The 21862-nt window shown below is 56.6% G+C and carries 21 protein-coding genes and 2 tRNA genes; 19 read left to right on the forward strand and 4 right to left on the reverse strand.

Annotated features, from left to right (window positions below; translation table 11 throughout):
- Positions 1-38: 38 nt before the first annotated feature.
- The gene (dusA, locus tag ACGLWX_RS08505) at positions 39-1052 is read right to left on the reverse strand and encodes a tRNA dihydrouridine(20/20a) synthase DusA (protein ID WP_396238950.1); all 1014 of its coding nucleotides are present in this window, start codon (positions 1050-1052) and stop codon (positions 39-41) included.
- A 291-nt stretch (positions 1053-1343) separates the two neighbouring features.
- Here dusA and ACGLWX_RS08510 point away from each other — a divergent pair, with 291 nt between their 5' ends.
- From ACGLWX_RS08510 to ACGLWX_RS08535, 6 genes are all read left to right on the forward strand, one after another.
- Positions 1344-1802 (forward strand): hypothetical protein, encoded by a 459-nt coding sequence (locus ACGLWX_RS08510; RefSeq protein WP_396238952.1) that lies wholly within the window; start codon positions 1344-1346, stop codon positions 1800-1802.
- 543 nt (positions 1803-2345) lie between these two features.
- A complete protein-coding gene (locus ACGLWX_RS08515) occupies positions 2346-2561 on the forward strand; it encodes a helix-turn-helix transcriptional regulator (protein WP_396238954.1) in 216 nt (71 codons plus the stop codon).
- A 33-nt stretch (positions 2562-2594) separates the two neighbouring features.
- Positions 2595-3161 carry a hypothetical protein gene (locus ACGLWX_RS08520; RefSeq protein ID WP_396238956.1) on the forward strand — a complete coding sequence of 189 codons (567 nt, stop codon included), beginning with the start codon at positions 2595-2597 and terminating at the stop codon, positions 3159-3161.
- A 426-nt stretch (positions 3162-3587) separates the two neighbouring features.
- Entirely contained in the window at positions 3588-3923 is a 336-nt protein-coding gene (locus ACGLWX_RS08525; RefSeq protein WP_396238958.1) for a hypothetical protein, read from the forward strand.
- A 91-nt stretch (positions 3924-4014) separates the two neighbouring features.
- Positions 4015-5235, forward strand: a complete 1221-nt coding sequence (locus tag ACGLWX_RS08530; protein ID WP_396238960.1) for a hypothetical protein — start codon at positions 4015-4017, stop codon at positions 5233-5235.
- A gap of 79 nt (positions 5236-5314) precedes the next feature.
- The gene (locus tag ACGLWX_RS08535; protein ID WP_396238962.1) at positions 5315-5827 is read left to right on the forward strand and encodes a hypothetical protein; all 513 of its coding nucleotides are present in this window, start codon (positions 5315-5317) and stop codon (positions 5825-5827) included.
- Between the two features lie 199 nt (positions 5828-6026).
- Here ACGLWX_RS08535 and ACGLWX_RS08540 read toward each other — a convergent pair whose 3' ends face one another.
- Positions 6027-6344, reverse strand: a complete 318-nt coding sequence (locus ACGLWX_RS08540) for a DUF4113 domain-containing protein (protein WP_396238964.1) — start codon at positions 6342-6344, stop codon at positions 6027-6029.
- Positions 6345-6789: 445 nt separating this feature from the next.
- Between ACGLWX_RS08540 and ACGLWX_RS08545 the strand changes: the two genes are divergently transcribed.
- The 4 genes from ACGLWX_RS08545 (at position 6790) to ACGLWX_RS08560 (ending at position 8647) form a co-directional block, all read left to right on the forward strand.
- Positions 6790-7113, forward strand: a complete 324-nt coding sequence (locus ACGLWX_RS08545; protein WP_396238966.1) for a hypothetical protein — start codon at positions 6790-6792, stop codon at positions 7111-7113.
- A gap of 142 nt (positions 7114-7255) precedes the next feature.
- Positions 7256-7426, forward strand: coding sequence for an integrase core domain-containing protein (locus tag ACGLWX_RS08550; RefSeq protein WP_396238968.1), 171 nt, complete (start codon positions 7256-7258; stop codon positions 7424-7426).
- 159 nt (positions 7427-7585) lie between these two features.
- Complete coding sequence (locus tag ACGLWX_RS08555; protein ID WP_396238970.1) at positions 7586-8014, forward strand: DUF3617 domain-containing protein; 429 nt, start codon at positions 7586-7588, stop codon at positions 8012-8014.
- Between the two features lie 60 nt (positions 8015-8074).
- A complete protein-coding gene (locus tag ACGLWX_RS08560) occupies positions 8075-8647 on the forward strand; it encodes a hypothetical protein (protein ID WP_396238972.1) in 573 nt (190 codons plus the stop codon).
- A 10-nt stretch (positions 8648-8657) separates the two neighbouring features.
- Here ACGLWX_RS08560 and ACGLWX_RS08565 read toward each other — a convergent pair whose 3' ends face one another.
- Positions 8658-9182 carry a helix-turn-helix domain-containing protein gene (locus ACGLWX_RS08565; protein WP_396238973.1) on the reverse strand — a complete coding sequence of 175 codons (525 nt, stop codon included), beginning with the start codon at positions 9180-9182 and terminating at the stop codon, positions 8658-8660.
- A 280-nt stretch (positions 9183-9462) separates the two neighbouring features.
- On the opposite strand from ACGLWX_RS08565, the gene gltX reads away from it, so the two are divergent.
- The 3 genes from gltX (at position 9463) to ACGLWX_RS08580 (ending at position 11241) form a co-directional block, all read left to right on the forward strand.
- Positions 9463-10941, forward strand: coding sequence for a glutamate--tRNA ligase (gene gltX / locus ACGLWX_RS08570; RefSeq protein ID WP_396238974.1), 1479 nt, complete (start codon positions 9463-9465; stop codon positions 10939-10941).
- A 128-nt stretch (positions 10942-11069) separates the two neighbouring features.
- Positions 11070-11145 (forward strand) — tRNA-Ala (locus ACGLWX_RS08575).
- 20 nt (positions 11146-11165) lie between these two features.
- Positions 11166-11241, forward strand: a tRNA-Glu gene (locus tag ACGLWX_RS08580).
- 728 nt (positions 11242-11969) lie between these two features.
- Here ACGLWX_RS08580 and gltA read toward each other — a convergent pair.
- The gene (gltA, locus tag ACGLWX_RS08585; protein WP_252106670.1) at positions 11970-13256 is read right to left on the reverse strand and encodes a citrate synthase; all 1287 of its coding nucleotides are present in this window, start codon (positions 13254-13256) and stop codon (positions 11970-11972) included.
- A gap of 492 nt (positions 13257-13748) precedes the next feature.
- Between gltA and sdhC the strand changes: the two genes are divergently transcribed.
- From sdhC to odhB, 6 genes are all read left to right on the forward strand, one after another.
- Positions 13749-14126, forward strand: coding sequence for a succinate dehydrogenase, cytochrome b556 subunit (gene sdhC / locus ACGLWX_RS08590; RefSeq protein WP_252106671.1), 378 nt, complete (start codon positions 13749-13751; stop codon positions 14124-14126).
- Positions 14120-14467, forward strand: a complete 348-nt coding sequence (gene sdhD / locus ACGLWX_RS08595; RefSeq protein ID WP_252106672.1) for a succinate dehydrogenase, hydrophobic membrane anchor protein — start codon at positions 14120-14122, stop codon at positions 14465-14467. Before sdhC ends, sdhD begins: the two co-directional genes overlap by 7 nt.
- Positions 14468-14470: 3 nt before the next feature.
- Positions 14471-16243: a succinate dehydrogenase flavoprotein subunit gene (gene sdhA, locus ACGLWX_RS08600; protein ID WP_396238975.1), complete on the forward strand. Its 1773-nt coding sequence runs from the start codon at positions 14471-14473 to the stop codon at positions 16241-16243.
- Between the two features lie 41 nt (positions 16244-16284).
- A complete protein-coding gene (locus tag ACGLWX_RS08605; RefSeq protein WP_252106674.1) occupies positions 16285-16995 on the forward strand; it encodes a succinate dehydrogenase iron-sulfur subunit in 711 nt (236 codons plus the stop codon).
- A 329-nt stretch (positions 16996-17324) separates the two neighbouring features.
- Positions 17325-20159 carry a 2-oxoglutarate dehydrogenase E1 component gene (locus ACGLWX_RS08610; RefSeq protein ID WP_396238976.1) on the forward strand — a complete coding sequence of 945 codons (2835 nt, stop codon included), beginning with the start codon at positions 17325-17327 and terminating at the stop codon, positions 20157-20159.
- 39 nt (positions 20160-20198) lie between these two features.
- Positions 20199-21788 carry a 2-oxoglutarate dehydrogenase complex dihydrolipoyllysine-residue succinyltransferase gene (gene odhB / locus ACGLWX_RS08615; RefSeq protein ID WP_396238978.1) on the forward strand — a complete coding sequence of 530 codons (1590 nt, stop codon included), beginning with the start codon at positions 20199-20201 and terminating at the stop codon, positions 21786-21788.
- Positions 21789-21862 lie beyond the last annotated feature (74 nt).

The following is a 21862-nucleotide window of genomic DNA, read 5'->3' on the forward strand; positions in this document are numbered from 1 at the left end:
TAAGCCCCACCCGCCACGGTACGCCGTGGCGGGTTTTTTTATGCCGCGGTTTCGGGCTCGCGGATCAGACCGAGAGCATCGTCATAAAGGCGCAGGCCCGCACCTTCCTTGTGAGCGTGCTCGGAAAGGTGACGCCGAAAGCGTCGCCCGCCCGGGCAGCCTTGGAAAAGCCCCAGCAGGTGGCGGGTGATGTGGTTGAGCTTCGCGCCTTCATCGAGCCGCGTTTGGATGTACGGGCGAAACGCCTGCGCCGCGTCCAGCCGGCTCATGGCCGGGCCGGGCTCCCCGAAAATCGCCTGATCGACTCCGGCCAGCAGCCACGGGTTCTGATACGCCTCGCGCCCGACCATGACGCTATCGACGTGCGCAAGCTGCGTCTGACACTCCTCGAGCGTCTTGATGCCGCCGTTAATGCCAATATGAAGCTCGGGGTTCGCGGCTTTCAAGCGGTGTACGCGCGGGTAGTTCAGCGGCGGCACGTCGCGGTTCTGCTTGGGCGACAGCCCCTGCAGCCACGCCTTACGCGCGTGTACGGTAAACGTGGTGCAGCCGGCCTCGGCCACCATAGCGATAAAGCGCGCCAGGTCCGCGTCCTCGTCCTGGTCGTCGATGCCGATACGACACTTCACCGTGACCGGAATCGACACCGCCGCCTGCATCGCCTTCACCGCCGCCGCCACTTTCTCCGGGTAGCCCATCAGGCACGCGCCGATCAGGTTGTTCTGCACCCGATCGCTGGGGCAGCCCACGTTCAGGTTCACCTCGTCATAGCCCCACTGCTCGGCAATCGCCGCACACTCGGCCAATTCACCCGCGTCGCTACCGCCAAGTTGCAGCGCAATCGGATGCTCCACCTCGGTGTAGCCCAGAAAGCGCTCGCGCGGCGAGCCGTGCAGAATCGCCCCGGTGGTCACCATCTCGGTGTAGAGCAGGGTGCGGCGGGTCAGTGTACGGGCGAACGCGCGGTAATCGCGGGTCGTCCAGTCCATCATGGGCGCTACAGAAAACCGGCGGGCGGTGTCGGCACTGGTGTTTCTAGTAAATTCAGTCATTTAGGCAAAGCCTTTAACTGTGTAAATATACATATATAATACCACTGGGTACTGTATAAAACCGCTCCTTGTGTACCGCCAGTGTACCAATAGGTGGCTGACACTCATTTTTCGAAAACCTTGGTACATTCATGGCTAGTTTTCAGCGGCGTGGTGGGGCTTGGCGGGCTATTGTACGGAAGAAAGGCCACCCCTCCCAGAGCAAAACCTTCAGCACCAAAGCCCGGGCCCAGAAGTGGGCACGCCAGGTCGAAGATCTCATCGAAGCGGGGCTCGTGGGTTGAGGGTAGCGTGCCGACTCTCGATGACCTGTGCCAATGGCACTTGGCCCACCTGGATCGAACCTCTAACCGTGGCCGTAAAAACCAGACAGGGGCCAACAATATCAAGCGGGGTCTGGGTGGTGAAACGTTGATCACTGAGCTGAATTTTCTAAAACTACAGGTTTTCTGTGAAACTCGCATTGCAGTCGATGGCGTCAAGCCATCCACCACGTTGCTCGACGTGCTTTTCCTTTCTGGGGCGATCACGACGGCAGTGGTAGAAGAACGCTTGAACGCTGACTTCAAGACGAAGGTGAGTGGGTGGCTGTCGGGCCTGAAACGGGCGGGTCTGATTGGCAACCCTGAAGATCGGGAACGGCGGCCGACCCAAGACGAGCTGGATCTATTGTTGGTCCATACTCTGCATAATCGAGCTCTTCGTCGAATTCGCTACCACGACTTGATTCGCTTTGCCGTCGAGTCCTGATGGTCGGGGCTCCTTGAGTGGTACAATTTGGTTAACGTTGGGCTGATGTTTTGAATAATGGAATCGAACGATTTCATTATTCAATAGGGATTGACACTATATGAGTTCAATTGGAACGCGTTTAGGGAAGAAAGGCTAAGGTTAGGCTTCTCCCAGACGGGCTTTGGAGAATTGGCTGGCATAGCCAAAAACACACAAATGCTTTACGAAAGCGACAAAAGGAGCCCTAAAGCGGACTATTTGGCAGCTATTTCAAAAATAGGTGTAGACACCAAATACATTATCGAGAATGGCCGTTCGACTTCTGGTGGGAGTGTTTTGGATTTATCGGGTAGGGCATCAAACGATGTCGCTTCAATTCCCATGTACGACGTCGAGTGCGCTGCTGGTAGCGGCCGGGATTTTGCAGACGAGAAGGTGCTGGGCTACTTCCACATACAGGGCCGTTCTTGCCGAATTAAAGTTGCCTGCAGAGTCCGGCGCGTGGGTTCGGGCGCGGGGCGATAGCATGACCGGCACCATCGACGACGGGGATTACGTTTTGTGGACTTCACCCAGCGCGACCCGAGCCGGGAAGGCGTCTATTTGATTTTGATGGACGGCGAGCGCCGGCTTAAGCGAATGCAACGCGTAGCCGGGGGCGGGTGGCTGCTGATCAGCGATAACCCGCGCTACGATAAGGAGCTGATCGCGCCGGATAAAAAACAGTTTGTAGAAGTACTGGGGCGCTGTTTAGTGAATTTGGGGCAGGTGCTTTAAACAAGTTTGTAGAACTACAAGAAGGGGAACGCAATGCAGTACAGACAACTACTGGTTGCCGGACTGGTAACTTTTTCCGGTGCCGCGTTTGGTGATGCCATTGAGCAGTATGAAACGGTCGAGGAACTGATCGAGGCTCACAATGACTACCACGCTGAAAACAATACGTTCGAGATGCTGGACGCTTCGATACCGCACTATCGTCTTTCAAAGGTAATGATCGAAGGTACGCCGGATATCTTTAATTACTATGAGAACTGGCGCGCGGCGGCATACGGTATCTATAACGTTTTTGCCCATACCCCTATTGAAAGCGTTTCTGTTACGGCCGTTCCATACCAGGTAAAGAACTTGCATAACCAAGAGGAAGGCCAGCTTCTCGAGGACCGTTCAATCGATATCGAGATCAAACGCGAGCAGGCCTTGGATGCCATGGCCAGCCTAATTGATATCGACTCACTCGCGGATGTCAAAACGCAAACTGAGTACGGCACGCAGTGGAGCGAGAACTTTCTTGGCATTTACTACGAACACGAGAGCCCCGGTCTTGATGCGCTCATCAATGAGCTAAAGCCTTACTGCACCAATTCATGCAAATAGACCTGAGAACCTGACATGAAATTTTTAGCCAGGCTCTGCTTACTGCTCGGGCTGTTATTTTCGACGGCCGCTGCTGCCGATATCCGCTGGACGCTATTGCGATAGTGATGTAAGGGATGGTGGGTTAAGCTTGCTTAACAGAACCGAAGGTGGCGAGCGGTAGAGCTGCCCTGTTTGTTATGTGTTGATGAGTACAGAAGGGCGGGCGCGGGGAACCGAGCAAACCATGGCCCGGAGTAGAAAGGGGTATTTCTGCTACCGGTGAGTGTCGAGCTTAGTATAGAGCGGGTTCAGCGGCTAGCCGGGGCGTGCACTGTGTTTGATGAGTGATAATGAGCTGTTCCAGCCGGAGATGATCAATCCCTAGGATATGCATGATCTGGAGATTCTGGGGCAGTGTGAGATTCGTACTGAGCGGGTGGTGTGATGATGAAGAGCGCGGTTCGAGCAGCTAGCGTCGGGTGGGTCGCTTTATGGGGGGCACTGGCATTACCCGTTAGCGCCGATGATGTGCCTCACCTCGATATCAAGACCGACTGCCGTGAAACGAACGAGTACTCCGAACACGATGTTTATGAGTCGTGTTTGGAGCAAGAAAAGATCGCCTATCAGCTGTTGCGCGAGGCATGGGACAGGATCTATCCGCCTGTCGTCGACTGGTGTATGGGCAACATGCAACACGATGGTTGGGAGAGTTACCAGTCTCTATACGAATGCATCAATTCGGAACAGGAGGGGGTACTTGTGCAGTGGCCTTTTTGAGTCGCGGTGTATGAGGGATTTGGAGATTTTGGGGCGGTGTGGGATTTAGGTTTGTCGGGTGGTTTGAACAACTAAAAAATGAGGTAGGGGGATGGGGGAACTTGCAGCTTTAGCAGGCGCTTTGATCTGCATAGCGTTTTGGTGGTTACTCACTAGATCAATGAAGCGGAACGGAAGGCCATGGTGGCTGCGCCACTTGTGCGCCATGCTCTTATCGCCCCTCGCCTTGATTGGCGGCGCCATGTTTTTTGGCTCGCTAATCGGGGCGCCTGATGCGGAAGGTGAGCCGGTTGGCCTGGCTGGCATGATCGCTGGTTTGATTTTCTTCGCACTTCTAGCTGTACCGTTAGTTCTTTCCTGGCGGGCTGTTAAACGAAACGCCCCCACTACGGTGTCGGGCACACCTTACACACTGTTAGTGCCGCCGTCTGCGCAACATCACCCTGTAGAGCCAGAGCCAGAGCCAGAGCCAGAGCCAGAGCCAGAGCCAGAGCCAGAGCCAGAGCCAGAGCCAGAGCGCGTTCAGGCGCCGGTCGGCTCATGGCATCGCATTGCAACGCCTCTCATTGAGATTGCATACCCAAGTGAAGCTGAACCTTTTGGCGTTCATGTGGCAAGAGTATGCGATTCGCATCTTGCCGGGACGCTTGAAGACGATCCTCTCGACGCTCCCGAACGTGAATTCGCGCTCCGCGATATGCAAGGACCCGTTCGGCTTCCACTTGATGAGGTTGAGTTACCTGTCGACCAACTGCGCGATCACCTTCTGACTCACTATCCTGATGACCTCTGTGACGCTGATGACGAACCGGACGCCACGGAAGTACCGCCGTCTCATGAACCGGGCGGATTGCGGTTCATCTACCGCGATGCAAATGGGAAGGAAAGCACCCGTGAGCTGATCAATTTCAAGCTCACCTCAGGAACCATTCGAGGTATCTGCCTTGAGCGAAACGCAATTCGTACTTTTAAGCTGGATCGCGTTGTTGCATTTCTGGAAGGCGAGGAACGGCTATATGCCACTGAGGTTAGAAGGGGCCAGCGTAGCGAAGCGCCAGGCTTGATGCGTGAAGGTGATCCCGAAATTACCTTTTCTGGATTTGATGCCAAGACCCGTGCCGAGCTTGAGAAAACGGCCACGGCGCATGGTTTCCTCGTTCGTAAGTCAGTGACCAAGAACCTTGATTACTTTGTCTCAGGTCCTCGGCGCAGCGCCGCCAAACTGAGCGACGCGGAAAACAAGCCCGGGTGCAGTGTGATCGATAAAGAGGGGTTCTTGTGGCTGGTGGCTACGGGGGAAGTACGCGCGTAAGCTTTTAAATTACAGGGAGTGGTGAATGTCAGGTACGGAAAACTGCATTTTTCTAATTTTATTATGAGAGATATTTATATTGAAAAATATCAATAATCTTAAAGGGTTTTTAATTTACCTTTTTTTCTATCTCCAAATATTTTCTTTTTCTTTTTCTTATATTTACTGGCGTCAGTTTGGTATTAATGTTCAAGGTTATATGACGTATGGCGATATCGTTTTTTCACAAGCCACTAATGTTGTGATCTTTGTCTGCGTACTTGCTTTTCTTATCTTTGCTTATTTTTCTTATCTTAAAAGGAATGATAGAAAAGAGGTAAAATATCCCAAGCTTTATTTTTTGCTTTCAGTGGCTGTTTCGGTAGTCAGTTTCTTTATTTTGCTTAATCGAGGTCATGCTGTTTTGCATGAATTCGTAATGCCTTTATTTTCCATGAGTATACTCTTAATACCAATATTCTTTACATTTTGCCCATGGTTTGAAAAGTATTTTTCTAGCGCGCAAGAAGCAATAGTTTATTCAGCCACTTTCGTGGCTGGATTTTACATTTTAACTATTTGGCCAGCTCATAGTGCTAAACAAGATTTTTAGCGAATGCTTGATGAAAGCTACCAATCTCCTATTGTTTCTTTAGCTTATTGTAAGGCCTGTAAGTTGAAGTCGCTAGGGAAACTAGGTGATTACGTGATTTTATATAATAGTGAAAAAGAGTCGGTTTTAGCAATTCACGACCGGAATATTAATTCTATACGTTACGCATTACCTTGATTAATTTTGTTTAGCATGCTCTTCAGCCGTTCTTTATTGCACTGTTGTCCGTATAAGCGCGCATCAACTCCCCCCATTGGGTCGTATACCGCGGGCTGCGACGCGCACACCGCAGGTGCCACGGCGCATTCTTCTCCGGTAGCCCCAGCCGCACCGTTCCCTTACCCATCTTCTCGTTCAGCGCATCCATGATGGTCATGAGCTGCTGGCTGTGCTGGCGTTCCTCTTCCGTTTGCGGGGTGTGCATCAGGCTGAGCTGCTGGCGGTGCTGATCGGTGAGGTCGAGCATCTTATATGCGTACTTCGGCCGGTAGATATTCTGCAGCGCTGTGCTGGCCATGTGAAGGATCTTTCGGGTGTACTGGGTGGCGCGTTCGAGCTCCACCACCGGGCTGGGGGATTACTGGGGCTGGTCCTGTCGGAATCGGCCGGTTTTGAGAAACACCAGCACGGCGCGGGCGAGGCTTTTTTGCGTGCTAAGCTTCTAAGCACCGCGCTGGGCTTGGTAGAACAGGGCACCTGTGTATAGTACGAACATCTCGTCGATCTAGTAGGATTCAACTTTGGCAGTTTCCTGCTCAAGAATGCTTCGCACCCTGTAGGGCATATAGCCGAATAGCTCGTAGCTGGAGGCGTACAGAGGATCTCGCCGGGCTCAACCTAAGCACACGCCAAGTGGACGGGCATGGCCTTCTCGATACTCAGCAGTAGAAGTGCTGGAACGTTATTTGATAAATACGGGGCAGGTGCTGTAAATAACTGTGTGGACCGATACAGGGGAAACGATGGTCATTAAAACCGTACTCGCGTTATCTACGCTAGCGCTATCAAGCCTGGCAATAGCTGCCGATATACCGCGCTTTGAAGTTGAGGCCATTTGCAAAGAAATTTCTGGCGGTAGCCACGATATTTTCAATTTCTGCATTGAGCAGGAGCAAAAATCCTACAATCAGCTGCGCGATGAAGCCGAATCGATTGATGCGCGAACGATGAGCTACTGCACCGAGGGAGCTGGCGATAGCTATGAGGTGCTGCTGTTTTGTATAGAGGATGAAACTGATGCTGAAAATGAGTCCGCCAATTCCCTGAAATCTTTCAGCTTCGACTAGTTATCGATTAGCTAGTGGTAGACGGCGAGGGTGGCATTAATGCCGAGCAGTTCAACGGGATGGTGGTAGGACAGGCGCGGTGCTAAACGGATGACGTGGGTGTGATTGCCTACGGCGAAGAAGCAAAAAGATTGCAACGCTGATGCTATCGTCAAGAAGTGCACGGCTTGCCCACAGACAGTTTGCGAACGCATGTCTGAATCGTCAATGCTTCACGACGATAGTTGAGGCAAGAGCAGAGATAGCGGCGCGGCAAGACCATTACAATCATGTACGTTCCCACAATTCGCTCAATTATCTGCCGCCCGTTTAATATGCTCTCCGGGCGGCATAGTGTGGGAAATCACATTGAGTCAGCGGTATTAATCCAAGGAAAGTATCCGGTGATGATCGGCTAGGTCACTGAAAAGAGTATTCAAGTTCTTGTCTAATCTTCTATGCTCGGTCTTCACCATGCCATCAAGAGAACGCTATGCCTCGTATTCATTCATTGGCTTTGTTAGCCCTTTTTCTGCCCTGCACGCTGTGGGCGCGGGACGATTTTCAACCCGGGTTGTGGCGTGTCGACATGACGACGTTCAACCTGCCACGCGCTGAAGGTGATGCGCCGGTCTCTAGCGCAACCGAGACCTTGTGCCTGACGCCGGAGCAGGCGCAGAGCCCGCAGGGCATGGTACAAGCGATTTGGGGTCAGCTCTCCTGTGACGATGTCGAGATCGACTACCGCAACGGTGGGGCGAAGGTGTCGGTGGGCTGTGGTGCAAACGACAGCGCTATGCGCTCTGTCGATACGCTGACGTTCGATAGCCCCTCCGCGGTCACCAGCGAGCTAAAAACCCATTCCCACGGCTACACCGCGCAAACGCTGAGCGAATACCGCTGGTTGGAAAGCGACTGCTAATGACGCGCCGCCACCTTTAATGGTATAGCGTAGAGGTCGGGTTCGTTGAGAGGTGCGGGTATGTTGAAAGCACGCGGTGGTATCGCGGCGGTAGCGGTGAGTCTTCTATGGCTTTCCGGCTGTAACGAACAGATGGATGAAGCGCCGCGGGTGGTCGAGGAAGTGCCCAGCGACGCGGTGGTCGAGGACGTGGCGAGCGAACCCGAGCGCGCGCTGATCGATGTCGAATTTTCGCTGCACGCCGGGTTGAGAAGCGATCGGCGTTTAACCGTCGAAGGTACGTCCAACCTGCCGGACGGCACGCGCGTTCAGGTGATCGTGGAGCGTGAAATCAGTAGCGTGCGCTGGCAGTCGCGCACGACAATCAGCGACGGCCAGTTTACGGCCGGGCCGTTTGGCTCGGGAAGCGGGCTGCCGGACGGCGGGTACCTCGTACAGGTGCAGTCGAGCGAGGGCAGTGTTCAGCCTCAGGCCGTCCAAAATGTGATCGGTCGTGAAGGCGAGTACCTGTCAGGCGAGCTCGTTACCCAAACTCGCCACGGACTGGGGCAGGTAGCCACCTACTCACGGCGCTTCTTGGTGGGGAGTGAGCCAAGACGTACGCGTGACCAGGTGGACGTGATTGAAGAGTGAATAGGGTGCTTTAGGCAGGACACCAGTGAGCGATAACAACGGCGTGGATCTCTTCACCGCTCGGCGTTTTGGCAAAATGCACGAGCTGGAATTGATCGTCACGCTTGACCAGATAATGCCCGGCCTTGTGGAACACGTGCGTCGGGCCAAGCAACAGAAGATCGCCCGGGGAGGCGGGAGCGAAATCCGTTTTGGCACCGGGCGTGGTCATCACGCAGGGCGCTTTCCAATCAATTTTAAGCGGCAGGTGAGCCGGCGGCGTGAGCATCGTCGCCTGCACTTGCTCCCAGGGAAGGGGGCCCTGGTGCGATAGTGTCAGTAACGGCGGCGCGCTGTCACCCTCGAGCAGCGTGGCCAGCGAACACTCCAGTGCGTCGGCCAGCGCCACTAGGCGTTCGTGACCGATCTGCTTGATCGCCCCCGACTCCCAGTACGATATCGTTACATCCGACACGCCAACTTTTCGGGCAAGGGCAGCTTTGTTTAGCTTCACCCGTTGCCTGAGCTGTTTAATACGTGATCCAAGCGATTCCATTTTATTTTCCCATCGATGAGCCAAACAAACGCGTTTGATTTACTTCCATTGATGCCAATGGTCAGCCTGTTCCTGCTGATGCAACGAGCCGTTGCATCAGCACGGTCATGCATCATAGGCAGTGTGCCCAAAATAGCAAAGACCCTCCGGAAACAGCTGCTATATCCCTGGCAACTTTTGTTAGGACGTCAATCCGGCCAGGATGTTCCATCGATAGGCTGTTTGATGATCATTGGGCGCGTATAATGGCGCCCACGCTCGATGTTAAAAGGATATCTGAATGACCGTACGCACGCGTATAGCGCCTTCTCCTACGGGAGACCCCCACGTCGGCACGGCGTATATCGCGCTGTTCAATCTGTGCTTTGCGCGAAAGCTCGGCGGCGAATTCATTTTGCGTATAGAGGACACCGACAGGGTGCGCTCGACGGCGGAATCCGAGCAGATGATTCTGGACTCGCTGCGCTGGCTGGGCATCGAGTGGGACGAAGGCCCGGACGTAGGCGGCCCGCACGGCCCGTATCGGCAAAGCGAGCGCGGCGACATTTACGCCGAGCATGCCCAGAAGCTGCTCGACGCCGGCCATGCTTTCAAGTGCTACCGTACTAGCGAAGAGCTCGACGAGCTTCGCGAGGCGCGTAAGGAAGCCGGCCTGCAGCTGGCGCTCAAACCGGCGGACCTGGCGCTGGATGACGCCGAGCAGGCGCGCCGCGAAGCCGAGAACTGGCCGTTTGTCGTGCGCATGAACGTTCCCGTCGAAGGCGTGTGCGTGGTCGAGGATATGCTGCGCGGTCGCATCGAGGTCGACTGGGCCCAGGTGGATGCGCAGATTCTGGTCAAGTCCGACGGCATGCCGACCTACCACATGGCCAACGTGGTGGATGATCACCTGATGGGGATCACTCACGTGCTGCGCGGCGAGGAGTGGATCAACTCCGCGCCCAAGCACAAGCTTCTTTATGAGTACTTCGGTTGGGACATGCCGGCGCTTTGCCACATGCCGCTTTTGCGTAATCCGGACAAGTCGAAGCTGTCCAAGCGCAAGAACCCGACCTCGATCAACTACTATCGCCGCATGGGCTTTTTGCCCCAGGCCGTGACCAATTACCTGGGCCGTATGGGCTGGTCGATGCCCGACGAGCGCGAGAAGTTCAGCCTCCAGGAAATGATGGACGCCTTCGATATTCAGCGGGTATCGCTTGGCGGGCCGGTGTTCGATCTCGAAAAGCTCACCTGGCTCAACGGCGTCTATATCCGTGAAGACATGGACGATGACGCGCTGCTCAAGGCGCTCAAAGAATGGGCGTTCAACGAAGAGTACGTGCGCCAGATTCTGCCCCAGGTGCGCACCCGGGTGGAAACGCTCTCCCAGGTCGCGCCGCTAGCCGGCCACTTCTTCTCCGGGCTGCCCGCCATCACGGAAGCCGACTTCGAGAGCGTGAAGCTCGAGCGCGAAGAGCTGGTCAAGCTTCTGCAGTTTCTGGTGTGGCGATTCGAAACGGTGCCGGCCTGGAACAAGGAGGCGCTTCTGGCCGAAGTTCAGACGCTGGCCGGCGCCTTCGATCTCAAGATGAAGGCGTTTTTAGCGCCGGTGTTCATTGCTATCACCGGCTCGAGCGCGAGCACCTCGGTCATGGACGCCATGGCGATTCTGGGCTCTGACGTGACCCGTGCGCGGCTTCGCCACGCCATCGACGTGCTCGGTGGGGTCTCCAAAAAGCAGGCGAAACGCTTCGAAAAAGAGTTTCGCGCGCTCTAGGCGCTCGCTTGTTAGCCACGGCCCGCGAAACGGGCGGGCCGTGCTCTAGACCAAGCGTGAATTCGCCGCTTTTCTGGTTGACGAAGGCGAGGCTAATCAGTACTATACGCATCGTCTTCACGACACGTGGGGCCTTAGCTCAGCTGGGAGAGCGCGACACTGGCAGTGTCGAGGTCAGCGGTTCGATCCCGCTAGGCTCCACCACCGCAAGTTTGTGATTACACGTCCCATTCGTCTAGTGGTCCAGGACACCGCCCTTTCACGGCGGTAACAGGGGTTCGAACCCCCTATGGGACGCCACGATCCTTCCTCCAGAAACACCATTTTTGACTTCTTTTTATATCGCACCCTTAACATGGGTTAGCGAGAATTTTTGTCGTTTAAACCCCGCGTTTTAAGCCATTTTTTGCCTTTTTGGGCTTGACTTGTCCACTTGATCTGTTCCGTAGGGCGGGTTGTGCACAAGAGCTGTCCAACTGCCCAAAAAATCAGCGATTTAAGATTAGTTTAATTAAATCAATAACTTAGTTTAGGTCAAAAAGTAACCAATTTAAAGAAAAGCCACTGTTCATGGCGATTTCGGGACGTTTTATGATGGTTGTAAACAGGGTTATCCACAGATAGTGTGGAAAACGCAATTTCCTTACCGTGTTGGAAAATTGTCAAGGCAAAAATGGTCGAAATCGCCGACTTTTTAGCGCTCGAATAGGCAGCGCTGGGCCGACTTTTGGCTTGCGATGATCACTTGTTGGGCGCGGGGTGTGAACGGCTTTGAAAAGCGCCTTAAGCCGTCAGCGTGCTTGCTTACAGCGTACTATCAGTGGCTATGGATCAGTACTATATAGAAGCCGGGAAGGGCGCTGCAGCGTGCACAGCGTGACGCTCAAGGAGTGCGGGATTACGCGCGTCTTTGTCCTGACGCAAAAAGGCCGCCCGGAGGCGGCCTTTTGATTGTGCACGGTTCACTTGTGCACGATGCACTCAAGAACAATCCACTCAAGAGCGACCCACTCAAGAGCGGTGGCGCGTTACTTTTTGGTGGGGTAGTCGCGCTTGTCGTGGCCGGTGTAAAGCTGGCGCGGACGGCCGATCTTGTAGCTCTCGCTGAGCATTTCATTCCAGTGCGAGATCCAGCCGATGGTGCGTGACACGGCAAAGATCACGGTGAACATATTGGTCGGAATGCCCATCGCCTTCAGGATGATGCCGGAGTAGAAGTCGACGTTCGGGTAGAGCTTGCGCTCGATGAAGTATTCATCTTCCAGCGCGATCTGCTCAAGGCGCTTGGCAATCTTGAGCTGCGGGTCGTCGGCCATGCCGAGCTCGGCCAATACTTCGTCGCAGCTCTCTTTCATTACCTTGGCGCGCGGGTCGAAGTTACGGTAGACGCGGTGGCCAAAGCCCATCAACTTGAACGGGTCTTCCTTGTCTTTCGCCTTATCGACGAAGCGCTGGATGTTCTCTTCCGAGTCGTCGCCGATCTCGTCGAGCATCGCCAGTACCGCTTCGTTGGCGCCGCCGTGAGCCGGGCCCCAAAGCGCTGCGATGCCGGCGCTGATGCAGGCAAACGGATTGGCGCCGGTCGAGCCTGCCAAACGCACCGTAGAGGTAGAGGCGTTCTGCTCGTGGTCAGCGTGGAGCATGAAGATGCGATCCATCGCCTTGGCGTAAACCGGGTTGATCTTGTACTCCTCGCACGGGTTGCTGAACATCATGTAGAGGAAGTTCTCTGCATAGCTCAGGTCGTTGCGCGGGTAGTTGAACGGCTGGCCGACGTTGTACTTGTGTGACATCGCGGCAAGCGTAGGCATCTTCGCGATCAGGCGAATGGCGCTGATTTCACGATCTTCCTGCTGGGTGATGTCCATGTGGTCATGGTAGAACGCGGCAAGACCGCCTACGACGCCACACAAAATCGACATCGGGTGCGCGTCGCGGCGGAAACCCTTGAAGAAATTGTTGATCTGATCGTGAACCATGGTGTGGTTACGAATGCGGGTTTCGAAATCCGCGTACTGCTCTTCAGTCGGCAGTTCGCCGAACAGCAGGGTGTAGCAAACCTCTACGAAATTGGACTCTTTGGCTAGCTGGTCGATCGGGTAGCCGCGATGCAGCAGCATGCCCTGGCCGCCATCGATATAGGTGATCGCGGATTGGCAGGAAGAGGTGGACATGAAGCCAGGGTCGTAGGTAAACAGGCCTTCGCCACCCAGACCACGGACGTCTACGACATCGGGGCCCAGCGTGCCGGAATAAATAGGTAGCTCGATCGGGTCAAGACCGTCTACCGTCAAGGTCGCTTTCCTGTCAGCCATGAAGGCCTCCTTTCGAATTCGGTTTGGGACGTAAAGTCGTTGTTTCGCTTACCGCGCCGGCGAAAAGGCTCGCCTACTATAGAAGCGTGCGACTTTTTGTCAATTAGCCTTAATAGTCGCCGTAATTGTACAAAAGCTATTATCTGGTCGTGCTTTTGTCTAATTTTAAGAGGCTGGTGAAGAAATTATTCTTCAGACGTACTAGAATAAAGCGGTTAACAGGCTTATGAAGCTAGCGGTCTATCGAATACTATAGTCATGCTGCAACGCAAAATCGACTCTACCTGGTGGCAATTTTTTGTAGTCACAGTCGAGTTAGACCTGCGTTCGGTTTGTAAGCCGGGGCGAAGGTTCTTATAATCCACCGCGCGCGACCGACCTCGAGTTAGTCGGATGCGACTTGGCAACGGCCGAGCCCCTTCCAGCAACCACTGCCCGCTCGGGGTTAGCCCGAACCTTCGCAGAGTGGGCCAAAAGAGTGTGTATAACGCCGTGAATAGCAAACGACCCGTAAACCTGGACCTTTCGACAATCCATTTTCCTCTGCCGGCACTGACGTCGATCACACACCGTATTACGGGTGTCATCCTGTTCGTCGGTCTGATCTTTGCCTTCTGGGCACTGGGGGAATCCCTCTCTTCACCGGCCGGTTTCGATGCCGTACGCGACGCGCTGGCCACCAACATTCTCGCCAAATTCGTTGCCTGGGGGCTGCTATCTGCGCTGGCCTTTCACTTCGTGGCGGGTATCAAACACCTGCTGATGGATGCCGATATCGGTGTCACCCTGGAAGGTAGCGTTCAAAAAGCGCAAATCACCGTTGTCGTCAGCGCAGTTCTCATCATCTTGGCAGGAGTTTGGGTATGGTAACCAATATTACGAGTTTCGGTCGTAGCGGACTCTCCGACTGGCTCATGCAGCGCGTATCCGCCGTGATACTTGCGCTTTATACGCTGTTCATCGTGGGCTACCTGCTGTTCAACCCCGATCTCGACTATTACACCTGGAGCGGGCTTTTCAACCAGATCTGGATGCGGATCTTCTCGCTGTTGGCCTTCATTTCTATCGCCGCTCACGCCTGGATTGGCCTTTGGACAGTCACCACTGACTACCTCAAGTCCACTCGTCTGCGTGTCGGTGCCCAGGCGCTCATCATTCTGGCCATCTTCGTTTACCTGGTCTGGGGCATTCAAATTCTGTGGGGAGCTTAATCCATGTCTAACCTTCGTAGCCTGACGTTTGACGCCATCATCATCGGTGGCGGTGGCTCTGGCCTGCGCGCTGCTCTGGAACTTGCCAAGTCCGGCAAGAAGACAGCGGTTCTCTCTAAAGTGTTTCCGACCCGTTCGCACACCGTATCGGCTCAGGGCGGCATTACCTGCGCGATCGCCTCATCCGACCCGGATGACGATTGGCGCTGGCACATGTACGACACCGTCAAGGGCGGCGACTATATCGCCGACCAGGACGCAGCCGAGTACATGTGTTCCGAAGGCCCGAAAGCGGTGTTCGAGCTCGAGCACATGGGTCTTCCGTTCTCGCGCTTCGATAACGGCCGTATCTACCAGCGCCCCTTCGGCGGCCAGTCGAAGAACTTCGGTGAAGGTGGTCAGGCCGCGCGTACCTGCGCCGCCGCCGACCGTACCGGCCATGCGCTGCTGCACACGCTTTACCAGAACAACCTCAAGAACAACACCACGTTCTTGAACGAGTGGTACGCGGTCGATCTGGTCAAGAACGCCAGCGGTGACGTCGTGGGCTGTATCGCCATGTGCATCGAGACCGGCGAAGTAGTTCACGTCAAATCCAAAGCCACGGTGCTCGCCACCGGCGGCGCGGGTCGTATCTACGCGTCGACCACCAATGCCCTGATCAATACCGGCGACGGTATCGGCATGGCGCTGCGCGCCGGCTTCCCCATGCAGGACATGGAAATGTGGCAGTTCCACCCGACCGGTATCTACGGTGCCGGTACGCTGGTCACCGAAGGGTGCCGCGGCGAGGGTGGCTACCTCATCAACAAGGATGGCGAGCGCTTCATGGAGCGTTACGCGCCCAACGCCAAGGACCTGGCCGGCCGCGACGTCGTTGCCCGCTCCATGGTCATGGAAATCCTCGAAGGCCGCGGCTGTGGCGACGAGGGTGACCACGTCTTCCTGAAGCTCGACCACTTGGGTGAAGAGGTACTGGGCAAGCGTCTGCCGGGTATCGTCGAACTCTCGAAGACCTTCGCTCACGTTGACCCGGCCAAGGACCCGATCCCGGTCGTGCCGACCTGCCACTACATGATGGGCGGTATCCCGACCAACGTTCACGGTCAGGCCATCATGCAAAACGAGTCCGGCGAAGATCAGATCATCAACGGTCTGTTTGCCTGCGGCGAAGCGGCCTGCGTATCGGTTCACGGCGCCAACCGCTTGGGCGGCAACTCGCTTCTGGATCTCGTGGTATTCGGCCGCGCGGCGGGCATGTTCATCGAAGGCGCGCTCAACGAAGGTATCGAGTACCTGGACGCCTCCGAGTCCGACATCGAAACCGCGATGAAGCGCATCACCCGCTGGAACGAGTCCGAAGGTGGCGAAAGCATTCCCGAGCTCAAGGCCGAGCTTCAGGGCATCATGCAGAACTCTTTCGGTGTGTTCCGTAAAGAGGACAACATGCAGGAAGGCGTACAGAAGCTGTCCGAGCTGCGTAAGCGTATTGCCAACGCCCACCTGCCCGACAAGTCTAATGCCTTCAACACCGCACGCGTTGAAGCGCTCGAGCTCGATAACCTGATGGAAGTGGCTGAAGCAACGGCGATTGCTGCCCTCGAGCGTAAAGAGAGCCGTGGTGCGCACTCGCGCTACGATTATCCTGACCGTGATGATGTCAACTGGCTGAAACACTCGCTCTACTTCCCGCTCACCAAAGAGCTGAAGCAGCGCGACGTCAACTTCAAGCCGAAAACCGTTGATACTTTCGAGCCGAAGGTTCGTACCTACTAATCTTCGTACTGAGTCAGTCTGTGTACTGAGAGGGAGTCACAATGTCCAATCTTCAGGTATCGATATACCGTTACAACCCGGAAACCGACTCCGCACCCTACATGCAGGAGTTCCAGGTCGACACCAAGGGTCGCGACGTGATGGTGCTCGACGTTCTGCACATGATGAAAGAGCAGGACAGCGGCCTGGCGTTTCGCCGCAGCTGTCGCGAAGGCGTTTGCGGTTCCGACGGCATGAACATGAACGGCAAAAACGGACTGGCGTGCATCACGCCGCTGTCCGACGTGGTCAAAAACGGCAAGCTGACGCTGCGTCCGCTGCCGGGTCTGCCGGTCATCCGCGACATGGTCGTGGATATGGGTATCTTCTATAAGCAGTACGAGCGTATCCAGCCGTACCTGCAAAACGATACCCCGGCGCCGGCCATCGAGCGTCTGCAGTCGCCGGAAGACCGCGACAAGCTCGACGGTCTGTACGAGTGCATTCTGTGCGCGTGCTGCTCGACCTCGTGCCCGTCGTTTTGGTGGAATCCGGACAAGTTCGTTGGTCCGGCGGGGCTCTTGCAGTCCTACCGTTTCCTGGCGGACACCCGCGATAACGCAACCCGCGAGCGTCTGACCGATCTTGAAGATCCGTTCTCCGTGTTCCGCTGCCGCGGCATCATGAACTGCGTGGCGGTATGCCCCAAAGGGCTCAACCCGACCCGCGCGATCGGCAAGATTCGCGAAATGCTGCTGGCGGATGCCACGTAACTCGTTAATCTTTTGAAAAAAGACAAGTGAAGTGCAGGTTGTCGTACAAAGTTACTTAAATCCCGGCGCTTCGCTTGTTATCATAGAGTACGACATGTGGTGCGACGCTGCGTCGCAGTATCAAACAGCCACGTTTAAAAGCCGGTGCCCTTGTACCGGCTTTTGAGCATGAACTGCCAGCGAATTGCTGGATATTGAGCCACGTGAAGGTTTCCGGCCTCAGGTCGGTGCCGCCGGTCTTTGAATCGCCCCGCCGGCAGGGCACAAGCGATGTCGCCGCATGGTGCAGCGATACCGATACCACCCCATCAGTGTAGGGTGACCGAGAGATGCAACAAGGCATAATGGAGTTGATGTGGCGTTCCTCTCACGTTAGTGGCGGCAATGTTCACTACGTGGAAGCGCTTTACGAGCAGTACCTCGACGATCCCGATTCTGTCCCCGACGAGTGGCGCCGCTATTTCAAAGAGCTGCGCGAGTCCGACGACAGTGCCTACCAGGATGTTCCGCTTAGCCCCATTCGTGATCAGTTCTACCAGCTTGGCCGCGAAAGCCGGCCCGGTCAGGGCGCGGCCCAGGTCGACAGCGGTGAGAACAAAAAGCAGGTCAAAGTCCTGCAGTTGATCAACGCGTATCGCTTCCGCGGTCATCAAAAGGCGAATATCGACCCGCTTGGCCTGCGAAATCCTACCCCCATTCCGGATCTTGATCTGTCCTTTCATCAGCTTTCCAAAGCGGATCTCGATACCGAATTTCAGACCGGCTCCTTCTTTTTGGGCATCGACAAGGCCCCGCTGCGTGACATCGTCGACGCGCTCGAGCAGACCTACTGTCGCTCGATCGGCTGCGAGATCATGCACATCGTCGATACCGAAGAGAAGCGCTGGCTCCAGCGCCGTTTCGAATCGGTCAGAAGTGCGCCCACGTTCAGCGAAGACGTGCGTAAGCACGTGCTCGAGCGCCTGACCGCCGCGGAAGGCCTCGAAAACTACCTGGCTTCCAAGTACCCGGGCACCAAGCGCTTCGGTCTGGAAGGCGGCGAAACCTTCGTGCCGATGATGGACGAGCTGATTCAGCGCGCTGGCGGCTACGGCACCAAGGAAGTCGTGATCGGCATGGCCCACCGTGGCCGCTTGAACCTGCTGGTCAACATTCTGGGCAAGAACCCGGCGGATCTGATCGACGAGTTCGACGGCAAGAAGGTCATCGAGCGCGGCTCGGGCGACGTCAAGTACCACCAGGGCTTTAGCTCGAACGTCATGTCACCTGGCGGCGAAGTGCATCTGGCGATGTCTTTCAACCCGTCTCACCTCGAGATCGTGGCGCCGGTGGTCGAAGGCTCGGTGCGCGCCCGTCAGGATCGTCGTCAGGACGCCGACGGCAGCAAGGTGCTGCCGATCAACGTACACGGCGACGCGGCCTTTGCAGGCCAAGGCGTGGTCATGGAGACATTCCAGATGTCCCAGACCCGTGCCTATAAGACCGGTGGTACGGTGCATATCGTCATCAACAACCAGGTCGGTTTCACCACCTCGAACCCCCTGGACGCCCGCTCGACGGAGTACTGCACCGACATCGCCAAGATGGTTCAGGCGCCGATCTTCCACGTCAACGGCGATGATCCGGACGCGGTGATCCACGCAGCCCAGGTGGCGCTCGATTACCGTCAGCAGTTCAAAAAGGACGTGGTGATCGACCTGGTGTGCTACCGCCGTCGTGGTCACAACGAAGCGGACGAGCCCTCCGGCACCCAGCCGATGATGTACGCCAAGATCAAGGACCACGCCTCTTCGCGTACGCTCTACGCCAAGCGGCTGGTCGAGCAGGGCGTGCTTTCGGAAGAGGACGCCAAGGCAATGATCGAGACATACCGCGACGATCTGGTCGCCGGTAATCACGTTGCCAACGCCCTGGTTCAGGAGCCCAACAAGTCGCTGTTCGTCGATTGGGCGCCGTACCTGGGCCATGAGTGGTCCGGTGATGCCGACACCACCGTCGACATGAAGCGCCTGCAGCAGCTGGCCGCGAAAATGTGTGAAATCCCGGATGGGGTCGACGTACAGCGCCAGGTCGCCAAGATCTACGAAGACCGGCGCAAGATGCAGGCCGGCGGCATGGGCGTGAACTGGGGCTTCGCCGAGACGCTTGCCTACGCCACGCTGCTGGATCAGCACCACCCGATCCGCATCACCGGTCAGGACGTGGGCCGCGGTACCTTCTCGCACCGCCACGCCGTGATTCACAACCAGAAAGACGGCACCACCTACGTTCCGCTGCAGAACATCGCCGACGGTCAGCCGCGCTTCACCATTCACGACTCCATCCTCTCGGAAGAGGCGGTGCTGGCGTTCGAATACGGCTACTCGACCACTGCACCCAACGATCTGGTGATCTGGGAAGCGCAGTTCGGCGACTTCTTCAACGGCGCCCAGGTGGTGGTGGATCAGTTCATCTCCTCCGGCGAGACCAAGTGGGGACGGCTTTGTGGTCTGACCATGCTGCTTCCGCACGGCTATGAAGGTCAGGGCCCCGAGCACTCCTCGGCACGCCTGGAGCGCTTTTTACAAATGTGCGCCGAGCACAACATGCAGGTGTGCGTGCCGACCACGCCGGCGCAGATTTTCCATCTGCTGCGCCGTCAGGTCATCCGCCCGCTGCGTAAACCGCTGATCGTCATGACGCCGAAGTCGCTTCTGCGCCACAAGGATGCGACCTCAAGTCTCGAGGATCTGGCTCAGGGCAAATTCCACATGGTGCTGCCCGACCAGGCCGAGCGCCCGGCGGAAGAAGTGACGCGGGTCATCATGTGTGCCGGCAAGGTCTACTACGATCTCGCCAACTGGCGCGCCGAGTACGAGCGTAACGACACGGCGATCATTCGCCTCGAGCAGCTTTACCCCTTCCCGAAGGAAGAGCTTCTCGAAGTGCTGGAGACGTATCCGAACCTCGAGGATGTCGTCTGGTGTCAGGAAGAGCCGATGAACCAGGGCGCCTGGTACCCGAGCCAGCATCACATGCGCACCGTCGCCGACATGCTCAAAAACGGCCTCGGCCGCGAGTTGAAATTTGCTGGACGTCCGGCCTCTGCGGCACCCGCGGCAGGTTACATGTCCGTTCACACTGAACAGCAGCGCCAGCTGGTGGAAGACGCTTTTAACCTATAAGCGGCCACCGGGTTTAGAGAACCTATTAAGGGAAATGACATGGCAACTGATATCAAAGCGCCAACCTTTCCGGAATCCGTAGCCGAGGGCACGGTCGCCGCTTGGCACAAGAAGCCGGGTGACAGCGTCGAGCGCGACGAGCTGATCGTCGAGATCGAAACCGACAAGGTCGTGCTCGAAGTCGTGGCCCCGGAAGCAGGCACGTTGACCGACGTGATGGCCGAAGAGGGTGACACCGTCGAGTCCGAGCAGGTGCTGGGCAAGATCGGTGAAGCAAGCGGCGGCGGCGAAGAGAGAGCCGAGAAGTCCGAGAAAGACGACGGCGGCGAGAAGCAAGAGAAAAACACCGGCGACGAGAAACAGGACGCCAAGCAGGAGAAATCAGGCGGCGGCAAGCAGCACGACGTCAAGGCGCCGAGCTTCCCGGAGTCGGTCCAGGAAGGCACCGTTGCCACCTGGCACAAGAAAGTCGGCGAAGCCGTGAAGCGTGACGAAGTGCTGGCGGACATCGAAACCGACAAGGTCGTGCTCGAAGTCGTCGCCCCTGCGGACGGCGCGCTTGCCGAGATCAAGGCCGAAGAGGGCAGCCAGGTCGAGTCCGAAGCGGTACTGGCCATCTTCTCTGAAGGCGGCGGTAGCGAAGGCGGCGACAGTGGCAGCAAGGCCGACGATAGCGCCAACAAAGCCTCTGACAACGAAAGCGATGAAGGCGCCGACGAGAAAGTGGGCGACAAGATCGTGGCCCCGGCGGCGCGCAAGATGATCGCCGAAAACGATCTCGACGTGTCGAAAATCGAAGGCACTGGCAAGGGCGGCCGCATCCTGAAGGAAGACGTCCAGAAAGCCGTGAAAGACGGCAGTGCCAAGAAGTCTTCCAAGTCCTCTGCACCGGCCAAGAAAGCCGCTGCACCGGCCGCCGCAGAAGGCGAGCGCGCCGAGAAGCGTGTGCCGATGACGCGTCTGCGCAAGACCATCGCCAAGCGCCTGGTCGAAGCACAGCAGACCGCCGCCATGCTGACCACCTACAACGAGGTGGACATGGGCGCGGTGATGAACCTGCGCGCGCAGTACAAGGACACCTTCCAGAAGGCGCACGACGTCAAGCTCGGCTTCATGGGCTTCTTCGTCAAGGCGGCGTCTGAAGCGCTCAAACGCTTCCCGGACGTCAACGCCTCCATCGATGGTGACGAGATCGTCTACCACGGCTACCAGGACATCGGCGTGGCCGTGTCCACCGACCGCGGTCTGGTCGTGCCGGTCCTGCGCGACACCGACGCCATGAAGATCGCCGATGTCGAAAAAGGCATCGTCGACTTCGGCAAGCGCGCCCGCGACGGCAAGCTCGGCATCGACGAAATGCAGGGCGGTACCTTCACCATCACCAACGGCGGTATCTTCGGCTCGCTGCTTTCCACGCCGATCATTAACCCGCCGCAAACGGCCATTCTGGGTATGCACAAGATCCAGGAGCGCCCGATGGCGGTCAACGGCAAGGTCGAAGTGCGCCCGATGATGTACCTGGCGCTCTCTTATGATCACCGCATGATCGACGGTAAGGACGCGGTTCAGTTCCTCGTCACCATCAAGGAGCTGCTCGAAGACCCTGCGCGTCTGCTGCTCGACGTATAAGGTCTTGCGCCGCCGGGTTGAAACTCGGCGGCGAACCCCGACGTTTCGTTCAGGTGTTTCAAGTTATCGCCCCA

The sequence above is a fragment of the Halomonas sp. HMF6819 genome (assembly GCF_044335525.1).
Taxonomy (GTDB): domain Bacteria; phylum Pseudomonadota; class Gammaproteobacteria; order Pseudomonadales; family Halomonadaceae; genus Vreelandella.

Coding starts and splice junctions, on each gene's coding strand:
- sdhA (WP_396238975.1), top strand. CDS start 14,471: ATGTCTAACCTTCGTAGCCTGACGTTTGACGCCATCATCATCGGTGGC.
- ACGLWX_RS08525 (WP_396238958.1), top strand. CDS start 3,588: ATGATGAAGAGCGCGGTTCGAGCAGCTAGCGTCGGGTGGGTCGCTTTA.
- sdhD (WP_252106672.1), top strand. CDS start 14,120: ATGGTAACCAATATTACGAGTTTCGGTCGTAGCGGACTCTCCGACTGG.
- ACGLWX_RS08565 (WP_396238973.1), bottom strand. CDS start 9,182: ATGGAATCGCTTGGATCACGTATTAAACAGCTCAGGCAACGGGTGAAG.
- dusA (WP_396238950.1), bottom strand. CDS start 1,052: ATGACTGAATTTACTAGAAACACCAGTGCCGACACCGCCCGCCGGTTT.
- ACGLWX_RS08520 (WP_396238956.1), top strand. CDS start 2,595: ATGCAGTACAGACAACTACTGGTTGCCGGACTGGTAACTTTTTCCGGT.
- ACGLWX_RS08530 (WP_396238960.1), top strand. CDS start 4,015: ATGGGGGAACTTGCAGCTTTAGCAGGCGCTTTGATCTGCATAGCGTTT.
- ACGLWX_RS08560 (WP_396238972.1), top strand. CDS start 8,075: ATGTTGAAAGCACGCGGTGGTATCGCGGCGGTAGCGGTGAGTCTTCTA.
- ACGLWX_RS08540 (WP_396238964.1), bottom strand. CDS start 6,344: ATGGCCAGCACAGCGCTGCAGAATATCTACCGGCCGAAGTACGCATAT.
- ACGLWX_RS08610 (WP_396238976.1), top strand. CDS start 17,325: ATGCAACAAGGCATAATGGAGTTGATGTGGCGTTCCTCTCACGTTAGT.
- gltA (WP_252106670.1), bottom strand. CDS start 13,256: ATGGCTGACAGGAAAGCGACCTTGACGGTAGACGGTCTTGACCCGATC.
- ACGLWX_RS08545 (WP_396238966.1), top strand. CDS start 6,790: ATGGTCATTAAAACCGTACTCGCGTTATCTACGCTAGCGCTATCAAGC.
- ACGLWX_RS08550 (WP_396238968.1), top strand. CDS start 7,256: ATGCTATCGTCAAGAAGTGCACGGCTTGCCCACAGACAGTTTGCGAAC.
- odhB (WP_396238978.1), top strand. CDS start 20,199: ATGGCAACTGATATCAAAGCGCCAACCTTTCCGGAATCCGTAGCCGAG.
- ACGLWX_RS08555 (WP_396238970.1), top strand. CDS start 7,586: ATGCCTCGTATTCATTCATTGGCTTTGTTAGCCCTTTTTCTGCCCTGC.
- ACGLWX_RS08605 (WP_252106674.1), top strand. CDS start 16,285: ATGTCCAATCTTCAGGTATCGATATACCGTTACAACCCGGAAACCGAC.
- gltX (WP_396238974.1), top strand. CDS start 9,463: ATGACCGTACGCACGCGTATAGCGCCTTCTCCTACGGGAGACCCCCAC.